Origin of the sequence: Cellulomonas alba (genome assembly GCF_030362835.1) — a bacterium.
GTDB classification, from domain to species: Bacteria; Actinomycetota; Actinomycetes; order Actinomycetales; family Cellulomonadaceae; genus Cellulomonas; species Cellulomonas alba.
On sequence record NZ_JAUCGQ010000002.1, the window covers coordinates 152,328 to 169,735 of the forward strand.

General features: G+C 75.4%; 15 protein-coding genes. 8 read left to right on the forward strand and 7 right to left on the reverse strand.

Features of this window, described 5'->3' with window-relative positions; translation table 11 throughout:
* The first annotated feature begins 164 nt into the window (after nucleotides 1-164).
* The 5 genes from QRT04_RS13485 to QRT04_RS13505 all read left to right on the forward strand — a co-directional run bounded on the left by QRT04_RS13485 (nucleotide 165) and on the right by QRT04_RS13505 (nucleotide 6,596).
* Nucleotides 165-1,904, forward strand: coding sequence for a dynamin family protein (locus QRT04_RS13485; protein ID WP_289456012.1), 1,740 nt, complete (start codon nucleotides 165-167; stop codon nucleotides 1,902-1,904).
* Nucleotides 1,901-3,376 (forward strand): GTPase, encoded by a 1,476-nt coding sequence (locus QRT04_RS13490; RefSeq protein ID WP_289456013.1) that lies wholly within the window; start codon nucleotides 1,901-1,903, stop codon nucleotides 3,374-3,376. Before QRT04_RS13485 ends, QRT04_RS13490 begins: the two co-directional genes overlap by 4 nt.
* A gap of 244 nt (nucleotides 3,377-3,620) precedes the next feature.
* Entirely contained in the window at nucleotides 3,621-4,187 is a 567-nt protein-coding gene (locus QRT04_RS13495; RefSeq protein WP_289456015.1) for a single-stranded DNA-binding protein, read from the forward strand.
* Nucleotides 4,188-4,315: 128 nt separating this feature from the next.
* Complete coding sequence (gene ettA / locus QRT04_RS13500) at nucleotides 4,316-5,998, forward strand: energy-dependent translational throttle protein EttA (protein ID WP_289456016.1); 1,683 nt, start codon at nucleotides 4,316-4,318, stop codon at nucleotides 5,996-5,998.
* Nucleotides 5,999-6,098: 100 nt separating this feature from the next.
* Nucleotides 6,099-6,596, forward strand: a complete 498-nt coding sequence (locus QRT04_RS13505) for an acyl-CoA thioesterase (RefSeq protein ID WP_289456017.1) — start codon at nucleotides 6,099-6,101, stop codon at nucleotides 6,594-6,596.
* Nucleotides 6,597-6,717: 121 nt separating this feature from the next.
* Here QRT04_RS13505 and QRT04_RS13510 read toward each other — a convergent pair whose 3' ends face one another.
* Nucleotides 6,718-8,031, reverse strand: a complete 1,314-nt coding sequence (locus QRT04_RS13510) for an MFS transporter (protein WP_289456019.1) — start codon at nucleotides 8,029-8,031, stop codon at nucleotides 6,718-6,720.
* Nucleotides 8,032-8,136: 105 nt separating this feature from the next.
* Between QRT04_RS13510 and QRT04_RS13515 the strand changes: the two genes are divergently transcribed.
* Nucleotides 8,137-8,730: a TetR/AcrR family transcriptional regulator gene (locus QRT04_RS13515; RefSeq protein ID WP_289456020.1), complete on the forward strand. Its 594-nt coding sequence runs from the start codon at nucleotides 8,137-8,139 to the stop codon at nucleotides 8,728-8,730.
* Between the two features lie 93 nt (nucleotides 8,731-8,823).
* On the opposite strand, the gene QRT04_RS13520 is transcribed toward QRT04_RS13515, so the two are convergent.
* From QRT04_RS13520 to ptsP, 4 genes are all read right to left on the reverse strand, one after another.
* Nucleotides 8,824-9,822: a DNA topoisomerase IB gene (locus QRT04_RS13520; protein WP_289456021.1), complete on the reverse strand. Its 999-nt coding sequence runs from the start codon at nucleotides 9,820-9,822 to the stop codon at nucleotides 8,824-8,826.
* A 64-nt stretch (nucleotides 9,823-9,886) separates the two neighbouring features.
* Nucleotides 9,887-10,759: an acyl-CoA thioesterase gene (locus QRT04_RS13525; protein WP_289456022.1), complete on the reverse strand. Its 873-nt coding sequence runs from the start codon at nucleotides 10,757-10,759 to the stop codon at nucleotides 9,887-9,889.
* A gap of 59 nt (nucleotides 10,760-10,818) precedes the next feature.
* On the reverse strand, nucleotides 10,819-11,202 hold the full coding sequence (locus QRT04_RS13530; RefSeq protein ID WP_289456364.1) for a globin: 384 nt from the start codon (nucleotides 11,200-11,202) through the stop codon (nucleotides 10,819-10,821).
* A 97-nt stretch (nucleotides 11,203-11,299) separates the two neighbouring features.
* Complete coding sequence (gene ptsP / locus QRT04_RS13535) at nucleotides 11,300-13,021, reverse strand: phosphoenolpyruvate--protein phosphotransferase (protein ID WP_407653627.1); 1,722 nt, start codon at nucleotides 13,019-13,021, stop codon at nucleotides 11,300-11,302.
* Between the two features lie 174 nt (nucleotides 13,022-13,195).
* Between ptsP and QRT04_RS13540 the strand changes: the two genes are divergently transcribed.
* Both QRT04_RS13540 and QRT04_RS13545 read left to right on the forward strand, forming a co-directional pair.
* Nucleotides 13,196-13,426, forward strand: a complete 231-nt coding sequence (locus QRT04_RS13540) for a PTS glucose/sucrose transporter subunit IIB (protein WP_289456024.1) — start codon at nucleotides 13,196-13,198, stop codon at nucleotides 13,424-13,426.
* Between the two features lie 16 nt (nucleotides 13,427-13,442).
* On the forward strand, nucleotides 13,443-13,901 hold the full coding sequence (locus QRT04_RS13545; protein WP_289456025.1) for a PTS sugar transporter subunit IIA: 459 nt from the start codon (nucleotides 13,443-13,445) through the stop codon (nucleotides 13,899-13,901).
* Nucleotides 13,902-14,002: 101 nt separating this feature from the next.
* Here the strand turns inward: QRT04_RS13545 and QRT04_RS13550 are convergent, their stop codons facing one another.
* Complete coding sequence (locus tag QRT04_RS13550) at nucleotides 14,003-15,181, reverse strand: mechanosensitive ion channel family protein (RefSeq protein WP_289456026.1); 1,179 nt, start codon at nucleotides 15,179-15,181, stop codon at nucleotides 14,003-14,005.
* Nucleotides 15,178-17,358: a prolyl oligopeptidase family serine peptidase gene (locus QRT04_RS13555; RefSeq protein ID WP_289456027.1), complete on the reverse strand. Its 2,181-nt coding sequence runs from the start codon at nucleotides 17,356-17,358 to the stop codon at nucleotides 15,178-15,180. The genes QRT04_RS13550 and QRT04_RS13555 overlap by 4 nt, the downstream gene beginning before the upstream one ends.
* Nucleotides 17,359-17,408 lie beyond the last annotated feature (50 nt).

Below are 17,408 nucleotides of genomic sequence, written 5' to 3' on the forward strand. Positions count from 1 at the left end.
TTCGGCGACCAGCGTAGTGGGCGGCGGTCGCCGGCCCGCCCGCCTCGAGGCCTCGTGGGACGCCACGAGCGCGGTCGTCCGAGGCGTCGGCAGACGACAGATCCCGACAAACCGTGCCTCTCACCCGCGTGGCATGTTTTGCCAGGTCAGGCCGCACCGGGAGAATGGCGGGTGTGAGCGTGCAGCCAGGGACCGCGGCGCCGCCGGAGCCCGTGCACCCCCGGCACGTCGCCGACGACCCGCGTGCCGTGCTCGCTCGACCGCTCGCCGCCACCTCTCTGCTCGACGCGGTGAAGGACCTGCGTCGCGACGTCGAGGCGACGTCGTTCCCGCTCGACCTGCCGGGCACCGACTCGGCGCGGGCGTCACGCGCCCGGCTCGTGGACCAGCTGGGGGAGCACCTGATCCCGCGGCTCACGCAGCTGTCGGCGCCCGCGGTCGTGGTCGTTGCCGGCTCGACGGGCGCGGGCAAGTCGACGCTGGTGAACTCGCTGGTCGGCGCCGAGGTCAGCGCCGCCGGGGTCCTGCGGCCGACGACGCGCCGGCCCGTCCTGGTGCACCACCCGCTGGATGCCGAGCTCGTGGCGCACCTGCCCATGCTCGACGCCGTCGACGTCGTCACGTCGGACCTCGTGCCTCGCGGGGTGGCCATGCTCGACGCGCCCGACCTCGACAGCGTGCTCGAGTCGAACCGCGACCAGGCGCACCGGCTGCTCGAGGCGGCCGACCTGTGGCTGTTCGTGACGACCGCCGCGCGCTACGGCGACGCGCTCCCGTGGCGGGTGCTCGAGGCGGCCGTGCAGCGCGGAGCGTCGATCGCGATGGTGCTCAACCGCGTGCCGCCCGCATCGCTGCCCACCGTGCGCGGCGACCTGCTCGACCGGCTGCGGGCGCACGGCATGGACGGCTCGCCGCTGTTCGTGGTGCCGGACCTCGGCCCGCACGAGGGGCTCCTCGACGCGGCCGTCGTCGCGCCCGTGCAGCGGTGGCTGACGAACCTCGCGGGTCCCGACCGGTCGCGCACCGTGATCGCCCGCACGTTGCGCGGGGCGTTCGCCGCGCTGCGGCCGTGGGTCGACGAGCTCGCGGAGGCGGTCCAGGACCAGGTCGACGCGGCGGCGGGCATCGCGGCGGCGCTGGACGACGCCGTCGTCGCACCCGTCGACGCAGCGCAGAGCTCGCTGCGGGGCGGCGCCGTCGCCGACGGGGCCGTACGAGCCCGATGGGCGGGGCTGACCGCGCCCGGCGCGCCGCTCGCGGGGCTCGTCAAGGGATCCGGCCGGGTGGCGGGCTCGGCGCGCGACGCGACGGCGCGCGCGGCGGCGGTCGAGCCGCTCGTGGACGAGCTGCGGCGGGCCGCGGCGGCGGCGTTCGCTGCTGCGGGCGGCCACGCCGAGGAGGCGCTCGCGGACGTGCTCGAGGGTACGGGCGCTCCCGTCGGGGCGGCGTCGGTGCGTGGCGCGTGGGACCGCCGCGCCGTGCGCGACGACCGAGGTCGCTCGGCCGAGCGCGCGGCACGCGAGTGGACGGCGCAGGGCGTGCGGGCGGTCCGTCTGTCGCTGACGACCGCGGCCGACGACGGTGACCGGTCGCGCGACGCGCAGCGCGCGGCCAAGCGTCGCCGGCAGGTCGAGAAGGCGGTCGGTGTCGACACGCTGGGCGGGATCGCGCTCGCCGCGGCGGCCGGTGTCGACGAGGCCGCGACGCTGCTGCGCACGCTCGTCGGCGACGATGTCGCGGACCGCGCGGTCGCCTCGCTGCGGGACGACCTGCTGGGCCACGTCCCCGCGCTCGTCGCGCAGGAACGCGCCGCGGCCGCCGCGCCGCTCGCGCAGGAGGACCTCGCGGACGACGCCGCCTCGCGGCTGAGACTCCGGCTCGCGGTCCTCAAGGGGCTCACGTGAGCGCCGGGTCGCTGGGCGAGGACGGCGCGGAGCTCACCGCGCGGGTCGGCGCGCTGCGTGAGGCCGTGGCCGTGGGCGGCGACCGCCTCGACGCCGCGGTCGTCGAGCGCGTCACCGATGCGGTCGACCGCGTCCAGGCACGGCTGTCCCTCGGCGTGGACCACACGATCGTCGCGCTCGTCGGCGGCACCGGCTCGGGCAAGTCGACGCTGTTCAACGCCGTGTCGGGCCTCCAGTTCGCCGAGGTGGGCGTCAAGCGTCCGACGACGTCGGAGGTCACCGCGTGCGTGTGGGGCGGCGACGCGCCCGAGCTCCTCGACTGGCTCGGCGTGGCGCGCGACCGGCGCATCCGCCGCGAGAGCGAGCTCGACGGGGAGACCGAGGCGCCGCTGCGCGGGCTCGTGCTCCTGGACCTGCCCGACCACGACTCGATCGCGCCCGAGCACCGCGAGGTCGTGAACCGGCTGCTGCCGCAGGCCGACCTGCTGATGTGGGTCGTCGACCCGCAGAAGTACGCGGACGACGCGCTGCACACCGGGTACCTGCAGCGGCTCGTGGGCCACGAGGGGTCGATGGTCGTCGTGCTCAACCAGCTCGACACCGTGCCGGAGGAGCAGCGCGAGGAGCTGCTCGCCGACGTCGAGCGGCTGCTGCTCGCCGACGGCCTGACGGGTGTGCCCGTGATCGCCGCGTCGGCACGCACCGGCACCGGGGTCGGCGCGCTGCGGGGATCGCTGACGAACGTCGTCGCGTCCCGCTCCCTGGCCGCGCAGCGCGTCGGGGCGGACGTGCGCGACGCGGCGGACGAGCTCGCGACGCAGGTCGCGGACCGTGAGCCACCGCCCGGGGCTCTGGTGACGAACGACGCGGTCGACACGCTCGCCGGGGCGACGGGCCTCCCGGCCGTGGCGTCGGCGGTGGCCGCCGGCGTGCGCGGCGTGGACGCCCCCGGACGCGGGTTCGGCCCGGTGTCGCACGACGTCGCGGCCCTCGCGCGCGCGCAGTGGCTCGGTGCCGCGACGAGCGGGCTGCCACGCCGGTGGGCGGGCGATGCCGACGCGCGCGCGGCGAGCGCCGCCGAGCTGCGGGACGCGGTGACGGCCGAGCTCGCGAGCGTGTCGCTCATGGCGCGGCGATCGGGGCTCGCGCTCGGCCTGACCGTGCTCGCTGTGCTGCTCGGGGTCGTCGCGCTCGGGTTCGCCGCGGTCGGGGTCGGGTCGCGCCTCGGCGGGGGTGGCGGCGCGTGGTGGCCGCTCGTGGCGGCCGGGGTCGCGCTCGTCGCGGGGGTGGCCGCCCTGCTCGGGGCCGCGGCAGTCCGGCGCGCGGCGGCGGGGCGGCGGGCCGCGGCGGTGCTGCGGGACGGGCGCGCGGCGGTCGAGCGCGCGGTTCAGGCGCGCCTCGTGGCGCCCGTGCGGCAGGTGGTGGACGAGCACCGGCGTGTGCGGGAGCTGACGGACCGCGCGCGCGGCTGACGGAACGCCCAGGCCGGCGGACGCCGCACGACGCTGACGGAAGGCCACGCGGCGCGAGGCGACGTGGACGACGACGGATCGCGGGCAGGGTGCGGCTGCCACGCGGCGCACGAGCCGCCCACAGCCCCGTGATCGCGTGCCCGCTCCACGGATCGGGCACGCGCGCCGAGGCGATCGGGCCCGCGCTCCGAGGCTGGCATCACGAGCCCCGCACCGGTCGGGGCACCGGTCAGCGGAGGACTCCATGAGCAAGAACGACGTCGACCTGACGGTCGCGGGCGTGGTCGGCAGCGAGGTGCGCATCTTCCACGCGGACGACGGCGGCACGCCGTTCGCGATGTTCCGCATGGCGCACACGGCGCGTGTGCGCGACGCCGCGGGCGGGTGGCGCGACGGCGAGACGCTGTGGTTCACCGTCAAGGTGTTCAGGCAGGCGGCGCGGAACGCCGCGCAGTCGCTGCGCACGGGCGACGCGGTCCTCGTCCACGGCCGCCTCTCCACCGAGGAGTGGACGAACGACAGCGGCTCGCACTTCGGCGTCGTCCTCACGGCCACCTCGTTCGGCCACGACCTGACGCGCGGCACCGCGCACTTCGCGAGGACCTCGGCGACCCGGAGCGCGGACGGAGCCACCGAGGCACCCGGCGACGGGCCCGGCACCGACGGGCAGCCCGTGGACCTGTCGGGCTTCGTGGCGGTGGACGACGACGGCGAGCCGGACGAGCTGGAGGAGGAGACGGACGACGGGACGCCCGACGCCTCCGTCGCGGTGCTCGCTGCGGGCCGTCCGGCGCTGGCCGCGGCGCACTGATCGCCTAGGCTGGGGGACCGGCATCCCGGCGACCTCCCGACGCGCGCAGCATGCTGTGCCGCGCGTCGGGAGGGGCGCCGCGGCCCACGAACCCCGACCGACGCGACACCGAGGCGGACGACGAGCCAGTGGCTGAGTTCATCTACACCATGTACAAGGCGCGCAAGGCGCACGGAGACAAGGTCATCCTCGACGACGTCTCCCTGAACTTCCTCCCCGGCGCCAAGATCGGCGTCGTCGGCCCGAACGGCGCCGGAAAGTCCACGATCCTCAAGATCATGGCCGGGCTCGACCAGCCGTCGAACGGCGAGGCGCGCCTGAGCCCGGGCTACACGGTCGGGATCCTCCAGCAGGAGCCGCCGCTCAACGACGACAAGACGGTGCTCGGCAACGTCGAGGAGGGCGTGGCCGAGATCAAGGGCAAGCTCGACCGCTACAACGAGATCTCGGCGCTCATGGCGGAGCCCGACGCGGACTTCGACGCCCTGCTCGCTGAGATGGGCCACCTGCAGGAGGCCATCGACGCGGCCGACGCGTGGGACCTCGACGCGCAGCTCGAGCAGGCGATGGACGCGCTGCGCTGCCCGCCCGCCGACGCCGACGTGAAGGTCCTCTCGGGTGGCGAGCGCCGCCGCGTCGCACTGTGCAAGCTCCTGCTCGAGAAGCCCGACCTGCTGCTGCTCGACGAGCCGACCAACCACCTCGACGCCGAGTCGGTGCAGTGGCTCGAGCAGCACCTCAAGAGCTACCCGGGCGCGATCCTCGCGGTCACGCACGACCGGTACTTCCTCGACAACATCGCCGAGTGGATCTGCGAGGTCGACCGCGGCCGCCTCTACCCGTACGAGGGCAACTACTCGACGTACCTGGAGAAGAAGCAGGAGCGCCTGCAGGTCCAGGGCAAGAAGGACGCCAAGCTCGCGAAGCGCCTGAAGGACGAGCTCGAGTGGGTGCGGCAGAACGCCAAGGGCCGCCAGACCAAGTCGAAGGCTCGTCTCGCGCGCTACGAGGAGATGGCTGCCGAGGCCGAGCGGACGCGCAAGCTCGACTTCGAGGAGATCCAGATCCCGCCGGGCCCCCGCCTGGGCAGCGTGGTCCTCGAGGCGAACGACCTGGTCAAGGGCTTCGACGGGCGCACGCTCATCGACGGGCTCAGCTTCACGCTGCCGCGCAACGGCATCGTGGGCGTCATCGGCCCGAACGGCGTCGGGAAGACGACCCTCTTCAAGACGATCGTCGGCCTCGAGCCGCTGGACGCGGGCAACCTCAAGGTCGGCGAGACCGTCTCGATCTCGTACGTCGACCAGAGCCGTGGCGGCATCGACCCGAAGAAGACCCTGTGGGAGGTCGTCTCCGACGGCCTCGACTTCCTCAAGGTCGGCAACGTCGAGATGCCCTCACGCGCCTACGTCGCGGCCTTCGGCTTCAAGGGCCCGGACCAGCAGAAGCCGGCGGGCGTCCTGTCGGGTGGCGAGCGCAACCGCCTCAACCTGGCGCTGACCCTCAAGCAGGGCGGCAACCTGCTGCTGCTGGACGAGCCGACCAACGACCTCGACGTGGAGACGCTCGGCTCGCTCGAGAACGCGCTGCTCGACTTCCCGGGCTGCGCGGTCGTGGTCTCCCACGACCGCTGGTTCCTCGACCGGGTCGCGACGCACATCCTGGCCTACGAGGGCACGGAGGAGGACCCCGCGAACTGGTACTGGTTCGAGGGCAACTTCGCGGCCTACGAGGAGAACAAGGTCGCCCGCCTGGGCGCCGATGCCGCGCGGCCGCACCGCGTGACGTACCGCAAGCTGCGCCGCGACTGACGCGGCCGAGCGCCCGCTCCCACCGGCCGGGGGCGGGCGCTCGCGCTGTCCCGGCCGGGTGACGCCCGGCCCTGGGGGCTGGGTCGCGACGAGGAGTCCGATGGCCCGGCTCGAGGTCCCGGTCCAGCTGCGCTGGTCCGACCTGGACGCGTACCAGCACGTCAACAACGCAGAGATGCTGCGCCTGCTCGAGGAGGCCCGGATCTCGGCGTTCTGGAGCCACCCGGCCGGCCCCGACGGCCAGCGGCCCGAGGCGCTGTACCCGACCGCCGTGCTCGACGCGGGGCCCGGCGCGGTCGTGTCGACGCTGATCGCGCGGCAGGAGATCGAGTACCTCAAGCCGCTCGGCTACCGCCGTACGCCGATCGTCGTCGAGACGTGGCTCGGGCACCTCGGGGGAGCGAGCCTCGACGTCTGCTACGAGGTCCGTGACGAGCCGTCGTCGTCGCCCACGAGCACGGTGTACGCCCGCGCGACGACGACGATCGTGCTGGTCGACGCGACGTCGGGCGACCCGGTGCGGATCGGCGCCGCCGAGCGCGATGCCTGGCAGCCCTACGTGGGGGAGCCGATCCAGCACCGCCGTCGCGGGCGCTGACGTCAGGGCAGCCTCGGCCCGGTCCCGGCTGCTCACCCACCGAGCCGAGGCGCCGCCGCGGGCGGCCCCCGGTCAGGCACGGCGATGCCCGCCCTTCTGGGGCCGGGCATCGCCGCTCCGGTCATCGGCCGGCGGTGACCACGCGGTCCTCGTCGTGCGGCGCGGCGGAGAGCTCCGCGTCGACGCCACTCGGCGCCGTGGTCGCGGCCGCGGTGGCTCCGATCTGGGCCTGGGCCCGGGCCGCGCCGCGGCGACTGCGGAGCAGTGCCACGAAGGCGACGGCTGTCAGCGCCACCACCGCGGCGCCGTACTCGATCACGGTCTGGCGCAGCCCGCTCCCGTGCACGACGAGGTAGCCCGCCACGATCGCCGGGATGCCGAGCCCGACGTACGACGCGACGTAGACGACCGCGAGCACCCCGGCGCGCTCGTGCGGCGCCGCCAGCGGGACCGTCGTGCGGATGCTTGCGCTGAACACGCCGCCGAACGCGATGCCGGCCACGACGCTGCCGGCGAAGAACAGCGGCTGGCTCTCGGCGACGACCCCCGCGAGCGTGATCGCGACGCCGACGGCCATGAGCGGGATGACCACCGCCAGCGTGCGGCCCGGCTCGACACCGCGCAGCACGTACACCCCGAGCGCCGCGGTGCCCGCGACGACCGCGAGCGACGCGCCACCGGCGACCACCGACGTCGAGTGCCCGAGCTGGCGCACGATCGCCGGGCCGAGTGCGCCGTAGAGGCCCGCGATCGACCAGCCGGCGAGGAGCGCCGGGACGGCGACGGCCAGTGCGCGGCGGGTCGCGGCGGGTGCGTTCACGGTCGGCCGCAGCGACGCGCGGGCGCCGGGGCGCGTCGCCACCGTCTCGGCCATCAGGAGCACGCCGAGGCCTTGCAGCAGGAAGACGGCGGCGAGGACGTCGTAGACGAGGTGCGTCGGAGCGGGCAGGTGTGCGACGAGCAGCGCGCCGCCGATCGACCCGAGCGCCGTGCCGAGCGGCGCCGCCACCGCGTTCGTCAGCGCGCCGTGGCGCGTCGAGACGTCCACCAACGCGGCGCCGACAGCTGCCGCCGCGGCTCCCGTCGCGAGCCCCTGGACGACGCGGGCGACGAGCAGCTCGGTGACGCCGCTCGCTGTGGTGAACACGGCCATCGCGACGAGCTGGCCCGCGACGCCGGCGAGCAGCACCGGCCGGCGCCCGACGTGGTCCGAGAGCCGGCCCGCGACGAGGAGCGAGGCCAGCACGGCGATCGCGTACACCCCGAAGACGACCGTCGTGGTGCTCGCCGTGAAGCCCCACTGCGCCGCGTACCGGCCGTACAGCGGCGTCGGCGCGCTCGAGCCGGCGAGGAAGAACAGCACGATCGAGGCGAGCAGGACGAACGTGGCGCCCGCGGGGAGCGTCCGCCGAACGGGGACGGCGACTGCGGTCATGACGACTCCTGGAGCTCGGGCCGCTGGGAGCGGCTGTGGCAGAACAGACAGGTCTGTCTGGGCCATGTCCTGACAGTAGACAGACCTGTCTGTTATCGTCAAGTCATGGCCGGAACCCAGACCGTCGAACCCCTCGCGGGGACGCCGCGCGAGCGCCTCCTCGCCGCAGCGGACGAGCTCTTCTACGCCGAGGGCGTGCACACCGTCGGCATCGACCGCGTCATCGAGCGCGCGGGTGTCGCCAAGGCGTCGCTGTACAGCACGTACGGCAGCAAGGACGCGCTCGTGCGGGCCTACCTCGAGTCGCGCCACGAGCGGATCCGCGCACGTCTGGAGCAGGCGCTCGGTCGCGCCACGACACCGCGCGACCGGCTGCTCGCCGTGTTCGAGACGCTCGCGGACCGCATCACCGCCCCCGACTACCGCGGGTGCGCGTTCGTCCGCGCGAGTGCCGAGTCCGACGGCGACGACGTCGCGATGCAGACGTCCCGCGAGTTCCGCGGCTGGCTGGTCGACCTGCTGGTCGGGCTCGCGCGCGACGCCGGTGCGTCCGACCCCGACACGCTCGCGCGGCAGCTCGTCATGGTGTACGACGGCGCCGGGCTCGGGGTCCGCATGGACCGGAACGGCGAGTCGGGCCGGCAGGCGGTCGCCGCGGCGCGCGCGCTCGTCGACGTGGGGCTGGCCCCGGCCGGCTGAGCCGTCCACCGACCACTGCCGGCGGCACCGCGCCGAGCCGCGCGGAGGGACTCACGGCGGCGCCGCGCGGGTGTGCGCGGGTTCGGCGTCAGGTCAGGCCAGCAGCTCCAGCGTCCGCCGCTCGGCGACCGCCTGCGACCGCGTCGGCCGGATCGTCTCGCCGTGCGCCCACAGGTCGACGATGCGCGGGTCGATGTACGACGCCCGGCAGACGGCGGGCGTGTTCCCGAGCTCCTCGGCGACCGCGCGGACGACCTCGGTGACGGCCCGGCGGCGCGCGCGCTCGCTGGCCGGCGGTGGCCCCGCGTCGGCGAGGCCGCGCGCGGCGAGCACGGTCGCGTGCCACGTGCGGAAGTCCTTGGGCGTCGCCTCGTCGCCGAGCCGCGCCTTGACGTCGGCGCCGACGTCCGCGCTCGTCACGTCGTGCCACGTGCCGTCGTCGTCGAGCCAGGCGAGCAGCTCCTCGCCGACGTCGTCGCGTCGCACGAGGTGGCGCACGGTCGTGGCGACGACGTCGTCCTCGACGATCGTGTCCCGCACCTGCCCGGACTTGGCGGGGAAGTGCAGGTGGACTCGGCCCTCGTCGCCGTCGCTCGCGGGCGGCAGGACCTCGACGTGCGAGCGCAGGAGGGTCGCGAGCCCGTACGAGCCGTGCTGCAGCGCGTAGCCCTCGCCGCCGACGCGCAGGTAGGCGAGGTCGAGCAGCCGGAACGCGAGCGCGAGCACCTTGGCGCGCGGCATGCCGGGGAGGTCGAGGTCGCGGCGGACGGTCCGCCGCGCCGCCGGCAGGCGCCGGGCGATCTCGAGCACGCGGTCGTGCTTGAGCCGGTCACGTCGCAGCCGCCACTGGTCGTGGTACAGGTACTGGCGGCGCTCGGCCGCGTCGAGGCCGGCCGCCTGGATGTGGCCGTTCGGGAACGGGCTGATCCAGACGTCGCGCCAGGCAGGGGGGATCGCCAGGTGGTCGATGCGCTCGAGCGCGAGCTCGTCCGTGATGCGCGACCGGTCGAGGTCGAGGTAGACGAAACCCCGGCCGGCCTGGCGGCGTGTCCAGCCGGGGGAGTCGATGCGCACGCGTCTCAGCCGGACCATGCGCGTCAGTGTCACCCGGCGCCTGGAACCGCGCTCGCCGACGACGAGCGCCCGGCGGCTGCCTTCAGTCCGGGACGCGGACCATCCCCTCCTGCGCGATCGACGCGACGAGCACGCCCTGGCGCGTGAACACGCGCGCCGCGCCCAGCCCCCGGCCGCCCTGCGCGCTCGGCGTCGACTGCACGTAGAGCAGCCAGTCGTCGACGCGCACGTCGCGGTGCCACCACATGGCGTGGTCGAGGCTCGCGATCGACAGGCCGGGCGTCACCCACGACTGGCCCGCGCGGCGCAGGATCGGCTCGAGCATCACCTGGTCGCACGCGTACGCGAGCAGCGCGCGGTGCAGCAGCTGGTCGTCCGGCACGGCGCCGCGCGCGCGGAACCACACGAGCTGGCGCCCGTGGTCGCGCGGCCCGGGCCCGAGGTAGAGCGAGCCGTGCGCGTGCCGCACGTCGAATGCGGCCTCCTGGGTCCAGAACTTGGCGACGGGGTGGTCGAGGTGGCCCATCTCGTCGAACGCCGACGGCACGTCCTCCGGGGCCGGGACGTCCGCGGGCATCTCGTCCTGGTAGTCGATGCCGTCCTGGTGCTCCTGGAACGACGTGATCATCGACAGGATCGGCGCGCCGCCCTGGATGGCGTGCGTGCGGCGCGCGGTGAACGAACGTCCGTCGCGCAGGCGCTCGACGGCGAACTCGATCGGCTCCGCGACCGCGCCGGCGCGCAGGAAGTAGCCGTGCACCGAGTGGGGGAGCCGCCCGTCGGGCACGGTCCGTCCGGCGGCGAGCAGCGACTGCGCGAGCACCTGGCCGCCGAAGACGCGGCCGCCCGGCTGCGGCAGGCTCGCGCCGGTGAACGCGTCGGGCCGGTCGGGGTCGGCGGCGACGTCGAGCACGCCGAGCACGTGCGCCATCGGGTCGGGGGTCGGGCTCGTCATCGTCCGTTCGGCCTCCGGTTCGGGAGCGGGGTTCGACCAGGCCGGCTGTCGGCGCGGCGTCAGTCCTCGAAGGTGTTGAGCATCGAGTGGGCGGCGCGCTCGAGGTAGTCCCACAGCTCGGCGCGGTGCAGCGGCGCGAGGTCGAGCGAGTCGACGGCTGCCCGCATGTGGCGCAGCCAGCGGTCGCGCGCGTCCGGGTTCACCTTGAACGGCGCATGGCGCATGCGCAGCCGCGGGTGGCCGCGCTGGTCGGAGTACGTGGTCGGACCGCCCCAGTACTGCTCGAGGAACATCGTGAGCCGCTGCGCGGCGGGCCCGAGGTCCTCCTCGGGGTACATGTCGCGCAGCACCGGGTCGTCCGCGACGCCGCGGTAGAACTCGTCGACGAGCTTGACGAACGTCTCGTGGCCGCCGACCGCCGCGTAGAACGAGTCGGGTCGCATCACGGCAGCCATCCTCACACGCGCGGACGGCCGCGACGTGCGCCCGACGGCGTGATCCGCGCGGCAGGTCGCGCAGGGCAGCTCGCGGTCGCCGTGGTCAGAGCCCCAGCTCCGCCAGCACCGGGAGCCCGGCCCGCACCACGGCGCGCGCGTCGGCCGCCGAGGGCGCCGCGAGCGCGAGCTGCGCGAGCCGCCGGCACTCGTCGCCGGTCGTGGCGGCGAGCACCGCGGCCACGTCGGGCAGCGCGCGCGACGTCATCGAGAGCGAGGACACGCCGAGCCCCACGAGCACCACGGCGAGCGCGGGCGACGCGGCGGCCTCGCCGCAGACGCCGACGGGGCGCCCCTGCTGCGCACCGCCCGCGCACGTCGCGGCGACGAGCGCGAGCACGGCGGGCTGCCACGGGTCCGACAGCTCGGCGACGGCACCCAGGAGACGGTCGGCCGCCATCGTGTACTGCGTCAGGTCGTTCGTGCCGATGCTGGCGAACGCCGCGCGGGCCAGGATCGGGCCGGACAGGAGGGCCGCACTCGGCACCTCGACCATGACCCCCGCGGTGTCGAGGCCGTGCTTGGCGCAGGTCGTGACGAACTGCTCGGCCTCGTCCACGGTCGCGACCATCGGCGCCATGACCCAGACGGTCGCCGACTCGGCGGCCGCGGCGTCGGCGATCGCGGTCAGCTGCGCGTCGAGGACCTCGGGGTGCTCGACCGCGGTGCGCAGGCCGCGCACCCCGAGGGCCGGGTTGGCCTCGGAGTCGCTCGTCAGGAACGGCATCGGCTTGTCGGCGCCCGCGTCGAGCGTGCGGATCACCACCTTGCGCCCCGGGAACTGCGCGAGCACCTGCCGGTACGCGGCGACCTGCTCGTCGTGCGTCGGTGCCTCGTCGCGGTCGAGGAACTGGAACTCGGTGCGGAACAGGCCCACGCCCTCGGCGCGTGCCTCGGCGGCCGCGCGTGCGTCGGCAGGGTCGCCCACGTTGGCGAGCAGCTCGACGCGCTGCCCGTCGGCGGTCCGGCCCTCGCCGTCGAACGTGCGCACCTGCGCGGCGAGCGCGAGGGCGGCGGCGACCGCGGCCTCGTCCGGGTCGACGGTCACGGTGCCGGCCGACCCGTCGACGACGACGAGCGCGCCGTCCGCGACGGCGGTGTCGACCCCGCGCGCGGCGACCACGGTCGGGATGCCGCGCGCCCGCGCGAGGATCGCGGTGTGCGACGTGGGGCCGCCCGCGCCCGTCACGATCGCGAGCACACGCTGTGCGTCGAGCGTCGCGACGAGCGCCGGTGCGACGTCGGCGGCGACGAGGACGAACGGCTGCTCGCGCTCCGGCACACCGGGCGCCGGGCGGCCCGTCAGCTCGGCGACCAGCCGGTCGCGGACGTCGGCGATGTCGCGCGTGCGCTCCGCGAAGTAGCCGCCGAGCGCCTCGAACTGCTCGGCCACGGCCTCGGCCGCCTCCCACACGGCGCGCTCGGGCACGAGCCGGTCGGTGAGCACGCGCTGCTCGGCGTCCGCGACGAGCGACGGGTCCGCCGCGATCGCCGCGGTCGCCTCGAGGATCTCGGCGGTGTCGCCGGTCGCGCGGGCGGCGGCCGCCTCGAGCGCGGCACGCACGACCTCCGAGGCCGCCGGGATGCGCGCGGCCTGGCCGGCGTAGTCGCTGCCCGGCGGGAGGCGTCGGCCGTGGGGCGGCTGGGCGACGGGTTCGGGCAGGTGTGCCGCGGGCGCGACCACGCGCCCGGGGCTCACGCCGATGCCGGTGATGACCGTGGGGAACTGCCCGCTCACCTCGTGCGACCTCCTCGTCGTCCCCCGCATCCTGGCCCCCGACGGGCGCTCGACGCCAGCCGGGCCTCGGCGCGTGCCGCGGACCCCGGCGCGCGCGGGGACGCTCCCGCCACGATGCGGCGTCGGCACCGGGTCGTGCCGGTCCGAGGGATAACCTTGGCTGGACGCGCCGGTCGGGCGGCGCCACACCAGCCGGGAGTCCACTTGAGCAAGGCAGAGCAGATCCTCGCAGCGCTGGGCGGCGACGGGAACGTCGTCGACCTCGAGCCGTGCATCACGCGGCTGCGCGTGGAGGTGACCGACGCCCACCTCGTGGACGAGGCGGCCCTCAAGGCGAGCGGCGCGTTCGGCGTCGTCCGCTCGGGCCACATCGTGCAGGTCATCGTCGGCCCCGAGGCGGACAACCTCGCGGCCGAGCTCGACAGCCTGCGCTGAGCGGGCGGACGCGGTCATGACGACCCGCGTTCTCGCACCGGTCCCCGGCATCGTCGTCGCGATGGCGGACGTGCCGGACCCGGTGTTCGCCGGCCAGATGGTCGGCCCCGGACTCGCGGTCGAGCCGCTGCGCGCGCAGCGGCAGACGGTCGTCGCGCCCGTCGACGGCCTCGTCGGCGCGCTGCACCCGCACGCGTTCGCGCTCGAGCTGCTGGACGACCGCTCGGTGCTCGTGCACCTGGGCATCGACACCGTCGGGCTCGCGGGCCTCGGGTTCACGCTGCACGTCGCCGTGGGCGACGAGGTGCGCGCCGGCGACCGCGTCATCAGCTGGTCACCCGTCGACGTCGCGGCCGCCGGGCTCGCGACGGTGTGCCCCGTCGTCGCGCTGCAGGGCGACCCGGCGGCCCTGACGCCGCTCGTCGAGGCCGGGGTGACGGTCGAGTCGGGCGCGCCGCTGTTCGACTGGGCCTGACCCCGACCCGTCGACCGGGCCTGACCCCGGCTCGCGCGCAGCACGCCCCGCCACGAGGCGGATGACGAGGCGGAGCGGCCGCCGAGGCGGGGCTCCGACCGTCAGGGCTCGTCGTCCGCCGTCGTCTCGTGCTCCGGGTCGGGGATCGAGCCGGGCTCGTCGTCGGGTGCCGCGCGGCGGGCGTCCCGGTTGTCGCGGGCCTCGTCGACGAAGGTGTCGTGCGGGTCGGGCGTCGTGCTCGAGGTCGGCTCGTCGTCGGCCGCCGGGGCGCGCGCCGCGAGGTCCGCTCGGTGCGCGGCGAGCAGGTCGCGCTGGCCCGCGAGCGGGATGCCGGCGCGCTCGAGCTCCGCGCGCGCCGCGGTCCGCAGCGCCCGCGCCACGTCCCACTGCGTCGCGGGCGACGTGCGGACCCGCACGCGCAGCGTCACGGCGTCGGCCGCGAGGCGCTCGATGCCCGTGATCGTCGGCTCGCCCTGCAGCTTCGGGCCGAGCTCCGGGTCGGCCTCGACCTTGCGCACCGCGGCCATCAGCAGCTCGCGCACCTGGTCGAGGTCGGCGAAGTAGTCGACGTCGACCTCGACGACCGCGGTCGACCAGCCCTGCGTCTTGTTGCCGACGCGGAGCATCGAGCCGTTCGGCACGTACCAGAGCGTCCCGTCGTTGTCGCGGACCTTGGTGACGCGCAAGGTGACCGCCTCCACGGTCCCGGACGCGGGGCCCACGTCGACCACGTCGCCCACGCCGTACTGGTCCTCGAGGAGCATGAACGTGCCGGTGAGGAAGTCCTTGACGAGGCTCTGCGCGCCGAAGCCGAACGCGACGCCGATGATGCCCGCGGACGCGATGAACGGCGCGAGGTTGACCCCGAGCTGGTCGAGCACGAGCAGCAGCGCGATCGAGCCGACGATCACGCCCGCCGTCGAGCGCAGCACCGACCCGAGCGTGCGCGACCGCTGCGAACGCCGCGCCGAGGCGAGCGGGTCGGCCTTGAGCAGCGCGCTGCCGACGCTCGTGTCGGCGAGCGGCCGCGCGGCACGCTCGGTGATGGGCGTGCCCTCCGCGATGTGGTCGGTGATCGTGCGGATCACGATGCGCAGCAGCACGAGGATGAACGTGCTGACGACGCAGATGAGGATCACGTGCAGCGGGATCCCCTTGAACCACTCCCACCACGAGTTGAGCGACGTGACGTCCGCGGGCTTGTAGGCGGGCGTCTCGCTCGGGCTCGGCGTCGGCTCCGGAGCGGCGAGCAGCGCGGCCGCGCGCACGGCGAGGCTCACCGGCCCTCCTCGCCGACGACGACGGGCGCGGGCTCGGCGGCGCGGCGGCCCGGCGCCGCCAGCCCCGTCTGCCACGCGACGTGCTGCAGCTGCTCGACCGTGAGCCCGATCGTCCGCGAGAGCGCCCGGCCGCCGTGCCCCACGCCGGTCTCGCGGCGCACCAGCACCGGCGCGCCCGTCGTCGCCGCCTGCAGCGCGGCAGCGAGCTTGCGTGCGTGCAGCGGGTCGACCCGCGTGTCGCCCTCGAACACGGTGAACAGCGTGGCCGGGTACGCCGTCCCGTCCACCACGTGGTGGTACGGCGAGTAGCCCAGCAGCCAGCCCAGCTGCTCGGCGTCGTCCGCGTCGCCGTACTCCTCGGTCCACGTGACGCCGAGCCCGAACCGCTGGTACCGGACCATGTCGAGCAAGGGGGCGCTGCACACGACGGCCGCGAACAGGTCGGGGCGCTGCGTCAGGGCCGCGCCCACGAGCAGGCCGCCGTTCGAGCCGCCCCAGCACGCGAGGCGGTCCGTCGTGGTCCAGCCGTCGGCCACGAGCAGCTCCGCGACCGCGTGGAAGTCGTCGAACACGTGCTGCTTGTGGGCGCGCATGCCGGCGCGGTGCCAGTCCTCGCCCTCCTCGCCGCCGCCGCGCAGGTTCGCGACGACGTAGACGCCGCCGGCCTCGACCCACGCGAGCGTCGTCGCCGAGTACGCCGGGTCGAGCGAGATCTGGAAGCCGCCGTACCCGTAGAGGATCGTCGGCGCGGGCGCGAGCGGGCGGCCGTCGGCGTCGACCGCGTCGGCCCGTGCGACGACGAAGGCGCGGACGGTCGTGCCGTCCGCGCTCGTCGCCTCGACCTGCCGCGTGACGACGTCCGGGAGGTCGGGGACCTCGCCGGGAGCCGAGGCCCACAGCGTCACGCGCCGCGTGCGCTCGTCGAAGCGGTGCACGGCCGGGACGCTCGTGTGGTCGGTGTACGAGAACCAGACCTCCGGTCCGCCCTCGGGTCGGGTCACGAGCCCCGAGATGGACCCGAGGCCGGGCAGCTCGAGCGCGCCGGTGGCCTCGCCGGTCGCCGGGTCGTGCGTCGTGACCTCGCTGACCGCGTGGCGGCGCCACGACGCGAGCAGCAGCGTGGGCACGCGCTCGTCGTCGCCGCCGTCGGTGAACGCCACGTCCTCGAGCACCGCGTCCGCGCGCTCCGCCAGGAGCGTCGTCCAGTGCTCGACGCCCGGCCGCTCGGGGTCGGTGACGGCGAGTCGGCCGCGCGGCGCGTCCTGGTCGGTGTGGACGTACAGGCGACCGTCGCGCGCGACCCACGCGCCCGTCTCGGCGTCGAGCCCGACGGCGACCTCGACGAACGCGGGCGCGGCGGCGTCCGCGGCGATCTCGGCGATCCAGACGTCGGTGCGCGGCGCCGTGCCCGCGGACGCCGAGACGATGAGCCAGCGACCGTCGCGCGACACCGAGACGCCGTAGTAGTTCGTGTGGTCGAGGCCCGCGCCGAACACCTCGACGTCCTGGTCGGCGGGCGTCCCGACGCGGTGCAGCCACACGCGGCGGTGGTACTGCCGCTCGTCCTCGGGCAGCAGCTCGGGCGCCAGCCGGCGCACGTAGAAGAACGCCTCGCCGCCGGGCAGCCACGCCACGGGGGAGTAGCGCGCGCGGTCGATCGGCCCGTCGACCACCTCGCCGGTCGCGACGTCGAGCACGCGCAGCACGCTCTCCTCCGTGCCGCCGGTCGACACCTGGTACGCGAGGCGCTCGCCCTCCTTGGACGGCTGCCAGGCGTCGAGCGTCGTGGTCCCTGCCGGGTCGAGCGCGACGGGGTCGAGCAGCACCCGCTCGTCGTCGCCCTCGGCGACCACGACGACCGCGTGCTCCTGGTCGCCCGCGCGCCGCGAGAAGAACCGCCGACCGCCGCGCCACGCCGGCGTCGACACGAAGCCGGCGCCGAGCAGCTCGCCGAGCCGCGCGGTCAGGCGCTCTGTCGCGAACGCGCCGCCCAGGGCGTCGAACCGCGCGCGGTACGCGGCGTAGAGCGCGTCCTGCTCGGCCGACCAGCGCTCGGTGTCGGGGTCGCTCGCGTCCTCGAGCCAGCGGTAGGGGTCGGCGACGCGGTGGGTGTGGAGGTCCTCGACGAGGTCGAGGCGGTGGGCGTGCGGGTAGGCGGGCAGCGCGGGGTCCGTCATGGTCCGCAAGGCTACGACGCGCACCTCGCGACACCCGGCGCGTGCCCCTC